This is a genomic window from Tabrizicola soli (genome assembly GCF_015999335.1).
Taxonomy (GTDB): Bacteria; Pseudomonadota; Alphaproteobacteria; order Rhodobacterales; family Rhodobacteraceae; genus Tabrizicola; species Tabrizicola soli.
Genome location: NZ_JAEACP010000024.1, coordinates 26,242 through 45,103, shown reverse-complemented (window position 1 = coordinate 45,103; position 18,862 = coordinate 26,242). Strand labels below are relative to the sequence as shown.

Here is an 18,862-nt window from a genome sequence, read left to right as displayed (position 1 = left end):
AGCTTACTTGTCTTCGAGCGCGACGACGTTGGCATAGGCCTCGCGGACGCGGTCGACGCCGATGCGGTCGACGATCGCCTTCCATTCGGCGGCCACGCCGTCCAGCGCCTCTTGCGCGGTGGCCTCGCCCGACTGGGCGCGGGCAACGCCTGCGGCGAGCGAGGACATGAACTCGCCTACACCGGGTACGCGCAGGTCGAAGACCTGATTCTGGCCGCCGTCGATGGCCTTGAGCGTGTCGGTATAGGTCGTGGCGGTGTTCACGTCCCAGCCGAGTTCGGTTTCATAGAAGGCCGGGTCGAAATGCGCCTCGCGGTAGGGGTTCACACCGAAGCGGCCGATCTGCAGATCGGCCAGCGTGTTTGCCTCGTTGCCGAAGAAGCAGAGGTAGTCAAAGGCCATGTCCTGATTTTCCGACGCGGATGCGACGGCCGAGGACCAACCCCAGGTCACGTAGGGCGCGGTGTTCGGGGTGTCGAACTTGTCCCACTGTCCTGTGGTGCGGTTCCAGACCTCGGTCGCGCCCGGAAGCGGGGCTGCGGCCACCTTGTTGCGGATCGGGCTGTCTTCCTGCATCGCCTGGATGAAGGCGTCGTCCCACGAATAGGACATCAGTGCCTGACCGCCACCGAAGGAGAAGATCTCGTCGCCCAGACCGAAGGAAGTGCCGCCCGGAGGCATCGAGGCCTGCGCCGCCACGAACATCTCGAGCCCCTTGACCCAGCCGGGGGTGTTGACCAGCGGCTCCATCGTTGCGAGGTCGAAGAAGAAGCCGCCCTTGACGTCGGGATGCTTGGCATAGGCCGCGACGCGGCTGATGAAGGCCGAGAACATCAGGTCGTCGCGCTTGGTCACTTCGGCCGTACCGAAGTTCGGCGCGCCGTCGCCGTCCCAGTCCATGTTGTTGAAGACGGCGGCGACCTCGTTGTATTCCTCCCACGTGGCGGGGACGGTCAGGTCACGCCCGGTCTTTTCCTTGAACAGCGCCTGCATCTCGGGGTTCGAGAAGACGTCGGAACGGTACTTCAGGTAATGCCGGTCGCCGTCCATCGTGTAGTTCAGCATCTTGCCGTTCCACGTGGCAACGCCCTTGTAGGTCGGCGTCACCGACTGCATCCCCGAGACTTCCTGATAGGCCTGCGGCACTTCGGCAAGGTAGGGGTTGAAGTCGCCCAGCCAGAGCGAGGCGAAGAACAGCACGTCATAGGCCTGCTGCCCGGTCTGGAACGGGATCATGATGCGCTGGAACAGGTCGCCGAAGGGCACATGCACCACGTTGACCGTGGCCCCGGTCAGTTCCTGGAACTGCTGGGCGTGCAGCGCGGTCGGCTCGCCGATCACGGGGATGGCGTGGGTGATGATGTTCAGCGTGCGGCCGGAGTAATCCTTGGCATCGATCGAGGCGAAGGAACATGCGCCCGGCACGTCTTCCTTGATCCCGTATTTCGAATAGTCCTGTGCTGCCGCCAGTCCGGCCGAGATCATCAGCGCGGACGTGGCAAGCAGTGCCCCCCGAAGGGTGGTCTTGGTGGTCATGTCGTCTCTCCTCCCAGTGTTTTCCGTCATGGATGCGACCGCCCTCAGGGAACGAGGACGGCGCGACCCTTGATCAGCCCATTATTCAGGTCCTGAAGCGCCTGGTTCGCGTCGGCCAGCGCGTAGTGCTTGGTGTGCAGTTCCACGAGGCCGCGGTCGGCCAGCGCCATCAGCTCGGTCAGTTCGGCCCATGTGCCGACGAGGTTGCCGATAATGTTTTTCTCGGTGATCACCATGTCCACAGTCGGGACGACTATGTTCTCGCCATAGCCGATCACGTAGTAGCTGCCTGCCGGGCGGGTCATGTCGATGCCCTTCTTCGTGGTGCCCTTCTCGCCCACGAAATCCAGCACCGCTTCGGCACCCTTGCCGCCGGTCAGCGCCTTGACCGCCTCGACCTCGCCGCCATCGGCCTTGACCAGATGGTCGGCACCGCCCTGCGCGGCGAGTTCCAGCGACCGGTCGGAAATGTCGACCACGATGATCCGCGCCGCGCACATGGCCCGCAGCACCTGGATGCCGATGTGGCCCAGACCGCCCGCGCCGATGACCACGACCGACTGGTCCGGCAGAAGCTGCTGCGCGGCCTTCTTCGCCGCGCGATAGGCCGTCAGACCCGCATCGGCATAGGGGGCGACATCCTTCGGTGCCAGCGTCTTGGGCAGGGCGATCAGGTTGCGCGCCGAGGTGTGCAGGAATTCGGCATAGCCACCGTTGGAGTCGAGCCCCGGAAACTTGCCCTCCCCATGCATGTCATGGCCGCGGCGGCAGGCGATGCAGGTGCCGCCCGTGACCTTGGGATGGACGATGACTGGATCGCCCTTCTTGAAGCCCTCGACCTCGGGGCCGACCTCTTCGATCCAGCCTGCGTTTTCGTGGCCCATGATGAGGGGCAAGAGGCCGGTGCCGGTCGGGTCGGTATGCGGCCGCCAGATGCCTTCGATGATGTGCAGGTCGGTGCGGCAGACGCCCGCGCCACCGATGCGGACGATCACGTCGTTCGACTTCTGGATCTTTGGGTCGGGAACATCCTGCATCGTCACCCATGTCGGTGCCGTCAGGGCGGGATCGTATTGGTGAAGAACCTGTGCTTTCATCGTCATGCGCCTTGGAAAGACCGCCCCGATACCGGCGGCACGGCAAGAGCAGTGGTGCATGTCGCGGCTGTCACAAACGCTGCGGCGCAGCATGGGCAGGGTGCGCACAGCTCCTTTACAGGTGGCCGTCCGGCCTGTTCATTTTGCGGACAGAGACGGGACAGCCCTTCAAGGGGCGGGAACCGCGCCCCCTTCGACCGTCCAGAAAATGGACATTCCGGCGGCGAATCATGTGCCGTGGTTGACTCTGCGGCCCGAACATCCACCATTTCGCCTGTGCCGAGGAGCGGGAGGTGACTTGGCGATGGAAATCCGCACGACCGCGCTCGCGCGCGCACGCCACATGCTCGAAAGCCAGGGAAGGTTTCCGGGCGGCGCGCTTCCGGGTGACATCTCGGATAGCTGGTTGCGCAGTCTGCACCTCGGGATTGATCCCCTAGCGCGCCATGAAAAGCTGATTCTGAGCGATACCGAGTTCAAGCTGACGCAGGACCACCACGCCGATCTGGTGCGTTTCGCGCGACCCGAACTGGAACTGCTGTTCGACCAGATCGCGGGGTCTAACTTCATGATCGCGCTCGGCTCGCCTGAAGGGGTGGTGCTGGAAACGCTCGTGGACACGGAATTCGCGGAAAGCGATGCCGGCAAGGCGGTCGTTCCCGCCTCCGTCTGGACCGAGGAGTTGCGCGGAACGAATGCGCTGGGTCTGTGCATCTCGACCCGACGACCGGCACAGGTCTACGGGGGAGAGCATTTCCTGCGGGCGCATTCGGACGTGTCCTGCATCAGCGCGCCGATCTTCGACGGGCGGGGTGGCCTTGCGGGCATTCTGGATGCCTCCTCGCGCTCGACGGTGCGGCAGCAGCACACGGCTGCTCTTGTCCAGATGTCGGCCAGCAATATCGAGAACTGCCTGATCCGGTCGGCCCATGACCGACGCATCGTCCTACAATTTCACCCGCGCCCCGAATATCTTGGCACCCTGTCGGTGGGTATGCTGGTGCTCGAGGATGATTTCTCGGTCCATGCCGTGAACCGCAAGGGCGAGATGTTTCTGGCCGGAATCCGCAACCTGATCGGCACGAGTTTCGACTCCATCTTCGAACAGCGGTTCGAGGATGTGGCCCTGCGTCTGGCGCAGGGGGAAACGCTGCGCGTGCGGGACCGCATGGGCTCTGCCGTATCGGTGCGCTGCGTTGCCAACCGGGCGAGCTTTGCGCTTGCGGTCCGCCTGTTTTCTGCGGCCAATCCGCAGCAGGCGCGGCGAAGCGAGACACCCGCCCCAGAAATCAGGAACCTCTTCCGCGACGTGGTGATCGAGGATGAGGAGCTCATCCGCCGCCTTCGTCCCCTGCCCAAGGTCGCCACCGTCGGACAGTCCATCTTCATCCAGGGCGAAACGGGCACCGGCAAGGAAATCATCGCCCGCCTCGCACACGCTGCGTCCGGCCGCTCCGGGCCTTTCGTGTCGGTGGACGCCCGAACCCTCGGCCCCGATGCGGAAGCTGCCCTTCTCGGTAGGCCCAAAGGTGCGCCGGGGCTTATCGAACAGGCCGCGCATGGGACGCTTTGCATCGACGAGGTCTCGGCGCTGGGACATTCCGCGCAGGCGACGCTGTTGCATGTGCTGGATCACGGATCTTTCAGGCATCCGGCGGACGGGCGCGAAGTTCGGTGCCCCGTCCTCTTCGTCAGCACCGCGACCGTCAGCCTGACCGCCGAGGTCGCGGCAAGCCGCCTGCTGCCCGCCCTCCGCTACAGGATCGAAGGCTTCTCGATCCTATTGCCGCCCCTGCGGGACCGCAGCGATCTGGATGCTTTGGCACGCCGCTTCGTGCGCGCGCAGGGAGAGGGCTTCGACATTGATCCTTCTGCCCTTACCCTACTTGCGCGCCATGATTGGCCGGGAAATCTGCATGAACTGCGGTCGATCATCGCGAACGCCGTGATACAGGCGTCAGGGCCCAAGCTGCGCGCCGAAAATTTCGCGCCCTTCCTGCCAATAAGTCATTCGCCACAGCAGTCCATCCAAGCGTGTCCGCAATGTTCGGGGGTGCCGTGGAAGGAAAGCCAGTGCCGGGTTATCCGCGATGCAGTGCGCCAGCATGGTGGGATCGCGCAGGCGGCGAGAACACTCGGCATTTCGCGGACAACCATCTACAAGCACTTGCTAGCGGAATCCTGACAAGGACAGCGGGTCATGGGTCGGCGGGACCGGTGGCCGTGATGGCTGTGTTGGACGAGCCGGACGGGTCCGTAGAGACCTGCAGTGACTGAACACGACGGGCATGGCATGCCCGGCGTACAGCCCGAAGTCTTGCCTGGACGGTCTAAAGATCGAGGCACGCCTTGAATGTCCGCTTTCCGCCCTTATCGAACGAGGCGTCGCTCGCGGCCCATAACTGTCGGTCGGGCTCATTAAGCGGCACACTCGTAAGCGGTCGTTCGAAGGTCTAGACCCGAGCTCACTTTACAGCTTGTCGCAAGCGACGGCACGGTCGCATCGACGCTGACCGACATTGGCGGGTCCTTCGCCATCGCCTTGGGCGGCGTTCTCACCCTCTTCATCGCTGCCCCACCGAACGGATCATCCGTCTGGGTGCGCGTCGTCGACGAGGTTTCCGGCGCGGTGTTCGAGCAGGAAATCGCCGCCGACCTGCCAGCGGCCACGCAGTTCCTGTCGCAGCGGCTGTTCATGAAAACCGGCGCGACCGCCTCCGCCTACGATTGTGCGGGGGTCTGCGTCGAGACGGATTTTTGAGCCAAGCACATCCTGAACCCTATGGCACGATGATACGCTTGGCATTAACCTGTGCCAATGAACAATGAAGCCGAAAAGCGTATCGCGGCCAAACTTGCCAAGACCATGGCGATGCTGTGCGTGCGCAATACGCACCTTGAAACCCTCCATGCAGGCAAGACGCCGGAAACAAAGGCCGGCGACTGGAGCGACGTGACCGTCGTCGACGCCTATGGACAACACATCGCGTGGACAGATGTCTCGCGTATCAGTGACAAGGAAATGCACGACCTGATGCGAGATATCGTGAACCGGCTCTACACGTTTCATTTGTGCGCTGACGAGCCGGGACTGAAAGCTGAGATCGAAAAGTGGATGGCAGTTTCTGGGCGCTGGGATGAACCAGAAATTGACACGATGATGCTGAACCAAAAAGGTGGTGCAGTTTGAGTATGTTTGCCAGTTTCAATGAGCATCGCAACTTGCAGCATAGTTGTGCCGTTGTTCTTGGAAGTTTCAGATTTATACGTCCCCAAGAAATACCCAGACTAAAGAACGGTGGCGCATCGAATCTTGGCGCAAGGGATTGCCAGGAACGGATCAGTTTCAACAAAAAGCATGTTCAACATGCATCCGTAGAGTGAAAGCGACGAACTTGGACGGAATACCAAAGGGTACATCTTCGAAACGATTCTCCGAAGGTGTTGCAGGCCTCCTGATTGATCATGTGCGCATCGCGTTTCGCCAAGACGAAGTGAATTTGCAATCATCTATCCATAAATCTAATCGAGTCCGGGAAGACTTCCTCGTTGCGAAGTCCTTGCTAGAAAAAAGCGCAATGACTAGGCTTGAACGGTTGCAGGCATACCGTACAAGCGCAGAAGCAGGTTACGAGACAGCAACTGCCCAGATTCGGAAACTTGAAGACGATCGTATCCGCATTCAATCGCTCGCCGATAGATGGAAGTCAAACCAGTGGACCGAATTAGAGATTGCAGCGGCTAAATCTATTGTCGAAGCAGCTTTGTCAGATACGGCTCATGAAATAGAGAAACGTGATAAGCAGATCAAAATTCTCAGGGATCGCGCCGAGAAGCTCTTTCTAGAGGGGCAGGAATGTGCAGCGCTCAGGAATGACAGCGACGAAATCGTGTTGATCCTGGCTTCGGGTGGCGAACCGGAAAAATACCAAGACGCCCTTGCAAGAGAGAAGCACAACATTACTGCTGAATTTCAACGCTCCGCAGAGGCAATAGCTAAAACGATTGCGGACAGGCGCAATGAGTTCTCTTCTGCTGAGACCGAACTGGAGAAGCTAGGAAAGGAGCTAGATGCGGCACGCGATCGCGCGTCACAGTTGGACGCAGCGCGACATCTTGGCTGGCTTGCGCGCCGTCTTGACCCTCGGAACCTTTTGTGGCGAGGGGAGAATGAAATCCTGACGGACATCGCCGCGCAACAGGAGCGTCTGGACATTGCTCGGGCGGCGGCAGAAAATTTCAAGGCAAAGCTTGATGAACTGGGTCGGGAACATACACGAGAACTGGGCTTGCTGCCCGAAGCCGTTCGCCGAAAGCTGATTGAAGAAGCTCGGCAGAACATCAGTGATGCCTCGACGCGCATCGCTGAAATCGAGCGATTGGCTGGGGAGCTTTCCGTCACACTGGACGCGCAGCGGTCTGATTTTTTGACGTTGCAGACGCGTTATGACAATGACTGTCAGAGCCAACTCGAGGCAAACTTGGCGACCACGATCCGTCAGGCGGAAAGCCAAATTGCTGGGATTGAGAAGGAAATCGCTGCTGCGACTGCGCAACAAGTACGTGCAAAGAAGAATCTTACACGGCTTGCGCAGGTGATTGAAAGACGGCGGACAAGGCTCGACGCGGACCTCCTTGATTGGCGACGACAGGAAGAAGGCCAACTTGAGCATCTTGAACGCGAGCAACGCAGACTCCGTCTCAGACTTCTGGATCGCGCAGAACGTGCCGGAATGGTCTATGATTCAACCAAGAACTCCTTTCGGGAGCAAGATAACCTCCAGAGCCAGACACATCATGTACGCTTGTCATATAGGCGGAAGGGCGATGGGCCATCTCCTAAAGCCACACAACCGATCTTGCTTCAGCGTCGCGTGCAAACTGGGTACGAAGGAAAGGACGATGAAAGGCTCGCAACTGTTCTGGCGTCCATTCTTGGTGAAACCACGCCGGCCGAGGACGAGCGTGCAGCACTTATAGACCGCTTTTGCGATATCGTGTTTGGCGATGATGAAGATGAACGTCAATTCTTCATCTCGATTATATCGAAAGCAGACAAAAGCCTCCTTTTATTGGTTAGACCTGCACTGGTGTTGCCTCAACTTCGGGAACGGCTTCCAGACGCCATGTCAGCTTGTGTGCTCTGTCGTCTTGATTACAGCTCAAAGAAAACGCCTGACAACACGACACTCTTCATTCTTGACGCAGCTTTGGTTCCAGATTGTGAGCCGCGTCCGTTCGAGCGGACCGTAGCATTAGTGCGCCATTCGTCACGGACCTCGCTGCCGCTAGTGGCCTCGCCACTGGACGAGCTTCTGGACCAGGCCAATGCGTCGTCCCCAACATTGTTGGATGAACTTCAAGGTCGTTTGAGCGATTGGCAAGGTTACCTTAGTTGGGCGAGCGACCTGATCCTGCAAAAAGCTCCTTGGGCCGCGCTGGGTCCAAGGACATGGACGAACGACACATGGGAAGGCGAAGTCTATTGTGAGGACAAGAACACAGTCCGCAGCTTCTCGGGTGAAGGGGCACGAGGAGACGCACGCCAAAGTCTCGAAGTGTATATGCTGAAGGAGGCATGGCACCGGAAAGGCCGTGAAGACAACCCCAAAGCCTATCGTTGCATTGACTACAAGGTGATTGGTCCTGCGCAGCCGCAGCCTGTTGGCATGCAAGATTGCCCGTGGACGAGTTCACTTCCCTACCGGGTGAGCATGAAATTTTCGCGCCGGGATGCCTCCGAACTCAGCGACCTACCAAGCGGCACACCGCTAGGACTTCGTGATATGACGGAGGCAATTGGCTCAGAGGTTCAGCTATCCCGATACAGAAGTGCCTTGGCGCAACTTCAACTCGGAGCGACGGAATACCGTCAAGGCAATCGTCTGCCCGCCGCACCGTATTTGATGGCAACCCTGTTCAATGTGGCGCAGGCAGCAGTCGCGACCGCAAAACCAGGTCGGCTCCTGAATAAAGAGATCGCCAAACTCTACAGGCTCAATGAGGACCAGGGAGCAGCGGTTGAAGTCATGCTCGCGGCACCGGAAATCGCATACGTCCAAGGCCCGCCCGGGACCGGAAAAACAACGATGATTGCTGCGGCTTGTGCACATTTCGTGCGATCCGGACTACGGGTACTGATTGCATCGCAGACGAACCTCGCTGTCGAGAACGCACTTGAGCGCCTGATCGGTGATCCTGAGGTCCGACCTCTTTGGATCAGCAAGAGCGAGGGTGAACAGAAGAAGTCGCTTGCCGTTGCAGACTGGTATCGTATGGCCGCAAAGCATGTGGAAGAAGTATGCAATCCTTTTCGGACGCTAACGGATGAAGTCGGGCGCATGGAGAGCTGGCTGAAACGTGCCCGCAAGCTCGAACTTGATCGAGGCCAAGCCGCTTCAGAGTTGAAGAAGGGCGAAGACAACTTGCGCCGTTTGGAAGTAAGGCTTGCGGAGGTCCGGCGCCTTCAAGCGATGAGTTCGGAAGCCCGAGCACGCGCTGCTTGGTGGGAGATGGCGCATGATGCCCTCGCTACATTGTCCGAATGGGATCCTTCCTGCTTCTCTCCGGCGCTTGCTTCTGACGCGACTGAACTGCTCAGGCTATTTGCTTCTGTTGACGGCAAGCCCCCGCGCCTTGACGTCTCGCCACGTGCGTTACACAGCCAAACTCAGGAGCGTGTTCGGGGCATCCAGGCTCTGCTGAGTGCAGACGGGGCTGGTTCGCTGGAAGCCGAGGAGATCAGGCGGAAGATACTCGCCTCATGGCCCAGTGTGGTCTTCCCTCCGCCAGAGCTCCTCGATGGAGAGAATACTTCTTCATTGACTCCTGCTCATCTCGAGGCGGCCGTTCAGCGGGCGCGGCAGTCGTTTGAGGACGCGCAAAGCCGTGCGAGCGAGATACATGCGAAGAGCCAGAATCTGTTGTCCGAAATGAGCAGCATTATCGATCTGCCGGGGGCGCCGACAGATCTGGCTTCTGGGATCAACGTCGTCGAACGTCATGCCGATTTACAAAGGGTGCGGTTGGACGACACTGAGCCACTCGGGGAGTGGTTGCCTCAATTGGATCGGTGGGTCATCGACCTTAGGCGGCAAGCAGAGAATCCCCCTGCCTCCGATCGAATGGGAGAGCGCTACGTCCGCAGTGCGAATGTCATCGGCGTAACCTGTAATTCTGACTTCAAAATACTATCCGATAGCGGCTTTCCCCGATTTGATGTGGTCATCATCGATGAAGTCAGCAAGGCGACGCCACTGGAACTTCTACGCCCCATGCTCCTAGCGCCAAAGACCATCCTTGTCGGGGATCATCGCCAACTTCCTCCGACCTTCGAGTTTGCGTCTTTCGGATCGTCAGACAAGTCGCCGACGGAAGATGAGGACCAGGATGCCCTCGAGCGTGAGGCCGAATTACTTCGCAAGTATGAACGCCTGACTACCGCATCTCTGTTTCGAGACGGATTCGCAGAGATTGATGCCGGGGCAAAAGCCGCGTTGCAGACCCAATATCGAATGCATCCTCAAATTATGAACCTTGTAAATCGTTTCTACGACGGCCGATTGGAGTCAGGATTGATCGATCCGGATGGGTCTGATCATAGTTCCGGGTGGTCATGGCGGATGCATGGTCTCACCCTGAATTCTCGCACGGGAGGGAAGTATCTGGTCCCGCACCTGCATGCGCTCTGGATCGACAGTTCAGATGACGAAGCAGGGCGGCCCGCCTATGAAGACAGCGACGGTAAGGGCATCGGCAACAAGCTTGAAGCACGCCTTGTGGCCCAAATGGTCGAAGACATCCTTGACGGGTGCGAAAGGGAACAGCGAAAAAAGGCCATCGCGGTCGCAACCTTTTATAATCGCCAAAAAAATCTGATCCGAGACGCGCTGAAGGCAAAGCTCGGGCGGCGATTCAACGATCAGCAGATTGACGTCGAAACGGTCGACAGGTTCCAAGGAAAGGAAGCGGACATTGTGATCGTGAGCATGGTCCGTAACAGATCACGGCGTCTTGGCAGCAATTCAAACCCGGCGAAATTTGAAAGGATAAACGTCGCCTTTTCACGTGCGCGCGACCTGTTGATCGTTGTCGGTGCGCGAAAGACATTCGAGAGGTTCGATGTCGCGATCGAACCTGTTGATGGTGGTCCATCACAGCGGGTCTGCGTGTATGGCCAAATCATAGACGACATCAAGGCTATCGGTGGCCTATGGCAGGCCAAAGACATCCTTGGGGAAAGTACGACCCGGTCCGGGAATCGCCATACATGAGGCTCGGGTCCGTATCAGTCTGGTTTCCGGTGCTGCACCTTCGTGCAGAGGTTGCCTATCGTCTCCTTCCAGAACTGACGCCTTTGCATCGGGCGCTGGAAGCTGCAGTGAAAGAGTTCGCGACCAGCAGCAACCCATTGGCCGCAGTTCCCATTACCGAGCTTTTCCGTCAGCTCTTTGGAATATCTGGTTCCCAAGAGATCCTGCCTGACGTGCTTTCCGACTTGATTGATCGCGGCCGTGTGCATCGAGTTGGGGAAGGCGATGTCGATCCTCTATTGCTTCGAATTATCGACCTCGCGCCCGGACGAAGTACAACAAATTTGGGACATCGGTCCAATATGTCGGAGACAGAAAAGCAAGCGGCTCAAACTCGGAAGATCGAGCGATTCTTTGACCCGGTTCTGGAAGAAATCGTCGGCGGCAACGATCTCGCACCTGAGGTGGAGGATGACCAGCGCTTTTGCGTTCCTGCCGAACCCTTCCTCCGGCACCCGCCGACACATTGGGTCGAGCGTGAACTTAGGACCGAGTTGCACGACGACGTGCAGCTATACACAGCCGCATCAGAACTGGTCGGCCACCGATGGCGACGCAGCACGGCAGAACTCGTCCTCCGCGACGGTGAACTTTCCGTCGATTGTGGAGATCCTCGAGAAAGCGAGTATTTGCGCGGTCTGAGTCAGATCGTGCGACGTTCGTGGCTGCTGCCGAACAGCTTGGACGGATCTTTGCGGAAGCCAGTTGCAGAAGGAGTAGAGTACTCCATCGACTGCCAGTTACCAGAAAGTCTGGGCGGTCTGTTCTTGACCCGCGGCCTTCCCGAGTCGGTTCGGGCGGGACTTGCCCTGGCACAGTCTGTTGTTCTGGTGGAACTTGATCCTGCGGCCCACATCAAGGAACCGACGACTATATCGATGTCTTCGGAGAAACAGGCTATGCAGGTTGCTTATCCGCGCAATGACAATCCAGGAATTTCTGGTGTCTTTTGGGCGAGCGAGGGGCGTGAGTTTTCTCGGCTTCCGGTAATTTGGGAAGGCGTGCACGCTGAAATAGGTGTCTATCGCGCAGTACCCGGATTTCTCTCTGAGGGGTCAGCCTGGCGCGATGTGATCGCAGCGCTCGAAACGGAATGTCGATTTTCCGATACCCCAGAGATTGTTGTCTTGCCAGCCTACTGGCTGGACCCGGCAGACTTCTGGCGCCGGCTGTACGAACAGTCAGGTAGCCAAACCGCCGAGCGTAAATGGATGGTAGAAATCGTCCAGGCTCTGAAGAAGCTTCCATATCCAGTTCTGGAGTCTTTGCTGGAAACATTGTCCCGCGACCTCCGATTGGAGAAGTTCCGCAAAACTCATCCGGAACTCGCGGATCTCGACCCTTCAGCAAAGGAACTGGCGTCAAGCAAACAGAAGACCACTCATGAATTGGTATCGGTTCCGCAGTCCTGTGACAGAGTTATCGCTTTCGACACTTCGTCCTTTATCGAATTTGATGATCTTGTAGACCATCTCTTGCCCACCGACTTCCTTGTTTTTCCACAGACAGTTGCTGGCGAAGTCGAGCGAAAGAAAGGGCAGCGGGATGACTTTCGCATGATAAGCCGAAGGAATTTGCGTTCAGTTCGCCAACTGCCAGGAGACCGGTGGGCGGCGCCTTTTCATGATTTCAGCTTTCTCGCACCGGGTGATACGCCGAACGAGGATGGGCAGATCATTGCAACTCTGATTCCATACCGCCAAGCTGGCAACAAAGTAATTCTTGTCGCGCAGGACGGCGATTTTGTAGCCAGATGCAAACCCTACGGTATAGAAACGATGACAGCAGAAATTTTCATGAGTTCTTCCAAAAACACAAAGAAAAGGCGCTGACCCATGAGTTTTGTCGCGGAACGAGCCTGGCGGATCGAGGCACGTAGGCGGAGAGAGATGTATCTCGGCCGCATCAGAGAGGTGACAGAGGGTTATGCTTTAAGGAATCGGGAGCGCTTAGACTCCTTGGTTGCACAGGGTTTGGACGCCTACGTCCCCGAGGATTACCGTAGATGTCGCGCATCCCTTGAGCGGGTCGAGCGTCTCCTCTCCCAAGATCCGGAGCAGGCGAGAGAGGAAAACATCCGCCTGTCCGCCTTGATGCGCTCCTTGGGCGGCCGTGCCCGAGAGAACCGTCGAGCAGCCCAAGCGGCCGAGAGGGAAGCGGCCCAGGCCGCAGTCGAATCGGAACGTGACGCCGCGCGCGAGCGCATTGCCGCCAAACGTGATGAGCGCGCCGACAGAGTTTCGCAGGAACAGGCTGCGCGCGAGGATTTGCTTGGAATGATCCGCAAGGCCCGTCAATCCTTGCCGGGAGCCATTGAACGCGACCTCTGCCAGCCGGATTTCAAGGCGCTAAGTGACGAGATTGAGAGTATCAGGTTCAGTCTTGACGACATCGCGCAGGTCCGCCTCGATCTGGAGGGGCGAATTGTCGAGGTAACGGGAAACGCACGGACGAAGGCGGAATCACTGAAGCTTGCAGAGCAACGCGACGAGGAACGGAGTGAAATGTCGGCCGTTCTGGAGGACGCGCTGGCAGTTTACAGGCGGCTGGGCGACGATTTTGCGCAGTCGATGATCAGGAATCTGCAATCCAGTCTGGCCGACGCGCGGTCCACCATGCAAAGCTTGGATGACAGCCTAGCAACCATTCGACAGGACGCCGATGACCGCGCACTTCGGGAGGCGGCACGGCGGCACGTGGTCGGCGGCCTGCTGCGTGAACTGCGCAACGCGGGTTTCATCGTTTCCGAACCGAAGCTCGAAGGCGGCGAGGCCTCTGCTGTTGTGATCAAGGCGCAGCGCCCCTCGGGAGCACAGGCGGCCTTTCGTGTGAATCTGGACGGGATGAGCTACAAGTTCGACCACTACCAAGGCCAAGCCTGCCTTGAAGATGCCGACAAAGTTATGCCTCGGCTGCAGGACATCTATGGGATCGATCTCGAAGATGAGAAGGTATCTTGGCGAAATCCAGACATGATCGGCAAGTCGGAGAAGCGCTTGCCGGATAGCTCTGGGGAACGAAGGAAGTGACTTCCGTGCATCGCCCAACCTGGTTGCTCAGCCTGGAAGCCAACGCCGGGTTAATTTCCTGCATCGTCGTTCACGGAGAAGTCCATGATCTGCGTCGAAATCCTTGGACGATGGAGTATCAACGTGTGCCGCAACTGGTTGCCGACGCTATTCGGGAAGGGACCTTCAAGACGGTGATCGAATGGGATCCGGTGACAGGGATTCAAGGTCGCGACGCCGCGAGATGGGAGGATCTTGCAAGAGCGGTAGGGCCCAGGGAGGCGAGTGGCGCGGCCTATGCTGTCGCACCTGAGGCGCATTTCGATAGCGGCCCGCAAGGGGCTTCTGTGACCACAGAGGACTTTGTCGCAGTTATGCTTGCCGCAATGGTAGATGGTACAGACCGACCAACAGCCTTTGTCGTCGATCTAGCTAACTTCGCTTTCTCGTTCGGCCAACAGCCTTCGCAAACTGAGCGGGACCTACTTGCTCGACTTGCCAAGGCAATCATCGGACGGGACACGACGGAGGCAACGGGCCCCAGAAATCTTCTGGTCTTGATCTCGCCTACCGCTCATGCGCTTCCCCTCTCCATGCTGCCTGGACCTGCCCATGTCCGCGAGGTAGTGGTGCCGCTGCCGGATCGAGAGGAGCGGACGACGCTTCTAGGAGATCGCCTCCATCAGTGGAAACTGAAGAACCAGCCCAAGCGAGGCCAGGTGGCTTACGACGATCTCGTCGATGCTCTGGACGGGATGTCGTGTCAGGATATTCTCAACATCGAAGAGCTGTCCCGCCGGTCTGCCGAAACTGCGGAGCTGACTGCCGACCAGCTTCTGAGCCTCTATCGCCACGGCATCCAAACAAGCGCTTGGGAGGCGCTCAGTCGCGATAAACTCCTAACGATGCCTGAGGTTTTGGCGGAGCGGGTGAAGGGGCAATCACACGCCATTGAAAAGGTAACCTCAGTAACGATCCGAGCATATACCGGACTTGCAGGACTGCAGCATTCCAGAAGGCAACGAATGCCGAAGGGAACACTTTTCTTCGTCGGGCCCACGGGGGTCGGAAAAACGGAGCTGGCAAAGGCCCTTGCAGAATTCCTTTTCGGCGATGAGGAAGCCTTCATTCGCTTTGACATGTCCGAGTTCAACCACGAACACAGCGATCAAAGACTTGTTGGCGCGCCTCCAGGATATGTTGGCTATGAGGAGGGCGGACAACTTACAAATGCCATCCGGAAACGCCCATTCTGCGTCCTACTCTTCGATGAGATTGAAAAAGCTCACCTGCGGATTCTCGATAAGTTCCTTCAGATACTCGAGGACGGTCGACTAACGGATGGACGCGGACAAACTGTAAGTTTTTCTGAAGCAATCATCATCTTCACATCGAATATTGGCGCAGCAGAAATCGATCCGGCATCCAGTGACGAAGAGGCGAGGGACGCATTTCAACGCAGAGTGCGGGACCATTTCGTCCGAGACATGGGCCGACCCGAGCTTCTGAACCGCATTGGTGACAATATCGTCGCGTTCAATTTCGTTCGGGACAGAGGTTTTCTGGCCGAAATCATGCGCAGCAAACTCGGCCCGCTTCGGGCGCAGCTCCAAGACAAGTATGGCATCCGGGCTGTTCGGATCGCGGACGAGCGTACATTTCTTGACAGGGTCGCCCGCGACATCGAACCGACTATGGGGGGGCGTGGTGCCATAACAGCATTGACAAAGTGGTTGATCGACCCGGTGTCGAATTTCTTGTTCACACAGGTTTCGGAGCGAAGCATGTGTATCGGCAAGACCCTCGTCGTCGTGCTGACTCCGGATGACTCGGTTCGAGTGGTGCTCGAGGCAGCATGACCAGCTACCTAAATATCGCAAATCGAATCCCTTACACATCCGTTGAGGGCCCAGGGTTGCGGTATGCACTTTGGGTCCAGGGCTGCGACATAGATTGCCCCGGCTGCTGCAACCAAGAACTGTTGCCCTTCGTGCGTCGGCAGGTGATGTCGACGTCCGAGATCGCTTTGGAAATCGAACAGGCCAGTGACATCTACGGGATCGAAGGCGTAACTTTCCTTGGAGGTGAGCCGACCTACCAGGCAAAGGGGTTGGCGGAAGTCGCCGCCTTCTGCCAGTTGCGGCGACTATCGGTGATGGTGTTCACTGGCTTTCGGTTGGAACAGCTGCGCCAACGTAACCTCCCCGGAGTCCAGCAATTGCTGAGTCATACAGATGTACTTGTCGATGGACCATTCGTTGCTGCCCGGCGGGACTCAAGCCGAAATTGGGTGGGGTCAGCGAACCAGAGATTTCACTATCTTTCCCAGAGATATGACGCGTCGATCGAAACGTCTTCTGATGACCGTCCGGCAATAGAGGTTCGCATCGAACTGGATGAGCGTTTGGGTATCAATGGCTTTCCCCTTATTCATTCCGATGACCGGCTTTGCAGGTAAAGTAAGCCAGAGAAGGTTCGACGACAGGCCCGTCCACTTCATCGAATGGCTGCTTTCGGGACGAAGTCACGGAACTGCTCACTGCGACGAACGTCCGTTGTCCGCCCCCTATCCGACGGCCGCAGAGCGCAAGATATAGCACGACAGCCGGTGCATGCCCTCGGCCTGCCGGGGACCCGGTTGGGGAGCTTGAACTGATATCCCCTCCCCCCTGCTTGAGTAGATCCTGGACCTGCAAGAGATCGAAGAGCCGGTCCAGATGCGCCGCGGCGTCCCGCGCGATCGACGAACGGGCCTGACACCAAGGAGCAGGCTTGCCTGGCACGCGACGGTCGAGGAAGGCGAACTTCACGATCCGTCAGCGGCGCTTCAATCCTTAGGCGAAAGAGCGGCTCTTCACATGCACCTGCCAGAGGCACCGGCGCTCAGGATGCGCCAGCGTCGTCATGGGCCGAGCGACCAGCCTGCCATGCGACCAGAACCCGCCTGATAACTTCTTGCCGCGTCGGCATTTCCGGATCCTCACGACGCGCGTCATCGAGCGCGGCGATCAGTTCGCGAGGCAGACGCACGGTCACAGCTTCAGTATCGACGGGCGGACGCCCCATTTTTTTCATGGCACACTTCTTGACTTTACGACTTTATGTAGTTATTTAGTGTTCATGGACGGACGGGGCAGAGCTGGAACCTCGCACCCCGTCCTGGCCAGACACAGACCCTCATGCAAGGAGACTGGAATGACTACTTCTCTTTATAGCGTCAAAAAGTGTGATGGAAAAGCCCCGACCTCGTCGGTTTCCGTTCTGGCCCTTTTCACCGCCTTCCTCGGCACGCTTCCCCGCCTGATTGAGGACGAGCGGGACCTGTGCGGGTACTCGGGTCAGGACCCGGCCGTTGATCAATGGATCGCGGCGGCGGATGCGTCGCTGGCGGCGACGAAGGCGGCCTGCGCGGCGGTTCTGGCGACCCCGGCGGAGGGTGAGGCTGACCGCAGCGTGCAGCGGGTGGCACGGCTGTTCATGGATGTGAGCGAGTCGCCTGATCCCGAGGAGGTCGCGGACCTGCGTGCGAATGCGCGATTGCGCCGCTGGGCCTATCGGGTGCCGGGTAAGATCGCCGGGGCGCACCAGGTCAACGTGCAGATCGATGCAGCGCTGGATGGGCTCGAGTCCTGGCTGGCGCTCGAGGATCCCTTCGACGCGCGCGCCGAGGCGTGGGCGGACCCGGGCCTCGACTGTGACGCGGGTCCGGCCGCCTTCGCCTGACCCTTTCTCCCTTTTCGAGACAGCGACCGGCGCGGGGCCTTCCCGCGCCCTCCCCCGTCATGCCGTTTCAGGAGCATCCCATGCCCAAGACCAAGACACAGCCCCACGCACCCCGCCCCACGCGCCCCTCTGTCCGCGGTGTCCCCTATGAGGTCGTCACCAGCCGCCAGCGCCGCCTGCATGTGCCGCACCGCTCGCGGCATGTTCCCGCTAGCGACTGGGTGGACTTCCCCGGCCGGGTTCCCGCCACCTGGCACGATTTCGCGCGAGAGAAGGGCTTCCGGGTCCATGCCCGGCTGCGCGACCGCTTCCACGTCGCGCTGGAATGCACGGCCTGCGGGGGGCTGACGGCGCACAAGGCCTATACCCTGCGGACCGCGCAGCCGCGCTGTGGCGCCTGTGCGGAGGCCGACCTGTCCGATGCCGCCCGGGCTGCGGGTCTCATCTTCCTGCGCCGCGACACTGTGCATCGTCACTACGGCCTTTACCGGGCCGGATGCGGCCATGTCGTCCGCCGTCAGCGCGAGTTCGTCGAACGGGTTGCCGCAAAGCGGACGGATGTACGTTGCGAACGCTGTCTCCGCGCGCGCGAGCAGGTCGAGGCCGCGCGTCAGGGCTGGACACGCCTGAGCCGGGATCCGAAGGGGAACCCCGGCTATCGGGTCTACCAGCACAGCTGTGGACATGTTCAGAGGGTGGCCCGGGTCAACATGAGCTGGGGCCAGGTCAAATGTGCCGCCTGCGGGGGCGCCTGGAACGCTCGGAACTCCTTCATCTATTTGCTTCGGATCGAGGTGCCGCAGATGGGACTTCATGTTCTGAAGCTCGGCTTCTCGAAGACCCCGGTCAAGCGGCACCGCCATCAGTTGGGCCTGCCGCGCAGCGCCAGAGTCGAGCTGGTCCGGGTGCTGCCCATGGCGACCGGCCATGACGCCTGCGCTCAGGAATCCGCCGCCCATGCGACTCTGCGGCGGCATCATCTCGACGTCGTCGTCCCGCCGGAGGTCTATGCGGGGGTCTTGAACGTCAAGAGCGAGATATATGAGGCGTGGGGTTTCGACCTGATCATGGGCCTGTTGGACCAGATCGAGGCGGATAAGCGTCCCGCCTGACCCCTGCTTCCCCTGCCTTTTCAAGCCTGCCTCCCGCCCTTGGCGGCGGGTCGCCTCCCTCTTTTCTCTTGTCA

The 18,862-nt window shown here is 59.2% G+C and carries 13 protein-coding genes; 10 read left to right on the top strand and 3 right to left on the bottom strand.

Going from position 1 to position 18,862, the window contains the following annotated elements:
• Window positions 1-3: 3 nt before the first annotated feature.
• The gene (locus tag I7S92_RS19540) at window positions 4-1,536 is read right to left on the bottom strand and encodes an ABC transporter substrate-binding protein (protein WP_197647191.1); all 1,533 of its coding nucleotides are present in this window, start codon (window positions 1,534-1,536) and stop codon (window positions 4-6) included.
• Between the two features lie 44 nt (window positions 1,537-1,580).
• Entirely contained in the window at window positions 1,581-2,639 is a 1,059-nt protein-coding gene (locus I7S92_RS19535) for an NAD(P)-dependent alcohol dehydrogenase (protein WP_242070296.1), read from the bottom strand.
• Window positions 2,640-2,937: 298 nt separating this feature from the next.
• On the opposite strand from I7S92_RS19535, the gene I7S92_RS19530 reads away from it, so the two are divergent.
• The 8 genes from I7S92_RS19530 to I7S92_RS19495 all read left to right on the top strand — a co-directional run bounded on the left by I7S92_RS19530 (window position 2,938) and on the right by I7S92_RS19495 (window position 16,411).
• Window positions 2,938-4,818, top strand: coding sequence for a sigma-54-dependent Fis family transcriptional regulator (locus I7S92_RS19530; RefSeq protein ID WP_197647190.1), 1,881 nt, complete (start codon window positions 2,938-2,940; stop codon window positions 4,816-4,818).
• 357 nt (window positions 4,819-5,175) lie between these two features.
• Window positions 5,176-5,394: a hypothetical protein gene (locus tag I7S92_RS19525; protein ID WP_242070295.1), complete on the top strand. Its 219-nt coding sequence runs from the start codon at window positions 5,176-5,178 to the stop codon at window positions 5,392-5,394.
• Window positions 5,395-5,451: 57 nt separating this feature from the next.
• Complete coding sequence (locus I7S92_RS19520) at window positions 5,452-5,823, top strand: hypothetical protein (RefSeq protein WP_197647189.1); 372 nt, start codon at window positions 5,452-5,454, stop codon at window positions 5,821-5,823.
• A 190-nt stretch (window positions 5,824-6,013) separates the two neighbouring features.
• Window positions 6,014-10,906: an AAA domain-containing protein gene (locus I7S92_RS23545; RefSeq protein WP_197647188.1), complete on the top strand. Its 4,893-nt coding sequence runs from the start codon at window positions 6,014-6,016 to the stop codon at window positions 10,904-10,906.
• Window positions 10,903-12,777: a hypothetical protein gene (locus I7S92_RS19510; protein WP_197647187.1), complete on the top strand. Its 1,875-nt coding sequence runs from the start codon at window positions 10,903-10,905 to the stop codon at window positions 12,775-12,777. The genes I7S92_RS23545 and I7S92_RS19510 overlap by 4 nt, the downstream gene beginning before the upstream one ends.
• Before the next feature lie 3 nt (window positions 12,778-12,780).
• Window positions 12,781-13,974: a coiled-coil domain-containing protein gene (locus I7S92_RS19505; RefSeq protein WP_197647186.1), complete on the top strand. Its 1,194-nt coding sequence runs from the start codon at window positions 12,781-12,783 to the stop codon at window positions 13,972-13,974.
• Between the two features lie 5 nt (window positions 13,975-13,979).
• Window positions 13,980-15,812: an AAA family ATPase gene (locus I7S92_RS23540; protein ID WP_206761126.1), complete on the top strand. Its 1,833-nt coding sequence runs from the start codon at window positions 13,980-13,982 to the stop codon at window positions 15,810-15,812.
• Window positions 15,809-16,411, top strand: coding sequence for a 4Fe-4S single cluster domain-containing protein (locus I7S92_RS19495; protein WP_197647185.1), 603 nt, complete (start codon window positions 15,809-15,811; stop codon window positions 16,409-16,411). Before I7S92_RS23540 ends, I7S92_RS19495 begins: the two co-directional genes overlap by 4 nt.
• Before the next feature lie 425 nt (window positions 16,412-16,836).
• Here the strand turns inward: I7S92_RS19495 and I7S92_RS19490 are convergent, their stop codons facing one another.
• Window positions 16,837-17,028 carry a hypothetical protein gene (locus I7S92_RS19490; RefSeq protein ID WP_242070294.1) on the bottom strand — a complete coding sequence of 64 codons (192 nt, stop codon included), beginning with the start codon at window positions 17,026-17,028 and terminating at the stop codon, window positions 16,837-16,839.
• Between the two features lie 120 nt (window positions 17,029-17,148).
• Here I7S92_RS19490 and I7S92_RS19485 point away from each other — a divergent pair, with 120 nt between their 5' ends.
• Both I7S92_RS19485 and I7S92_RS19480 read left to right on the top strand, forming a co-directional pair.
• The gene (locus I7S92_RS19485; protein WP_197647184.1) at window positions 17,149-17,676 is read left to right on the top strand and encodes a hypothetical protein; all 528 of its coding nucleotides are present in this window, start codon (window positions 17,149-17,151) and stop codon (window positions 17,674-17,676) included.
• Between the two features lie 80 nt (window positions 17,677-17,756).
• On the top strand, window positions 17,757-18,788 hold the full coding sequence (locus tag I7S92_RS19480) for a hypothetical protein (protein ID WP_197647183.1): 1,032 nt from the start codon (window positions 17,757-17,759) through the stop codon (window positions 18,786-18,788).
• Window positions 18,789-18,862: the final 74 nt, after the last annotated feature.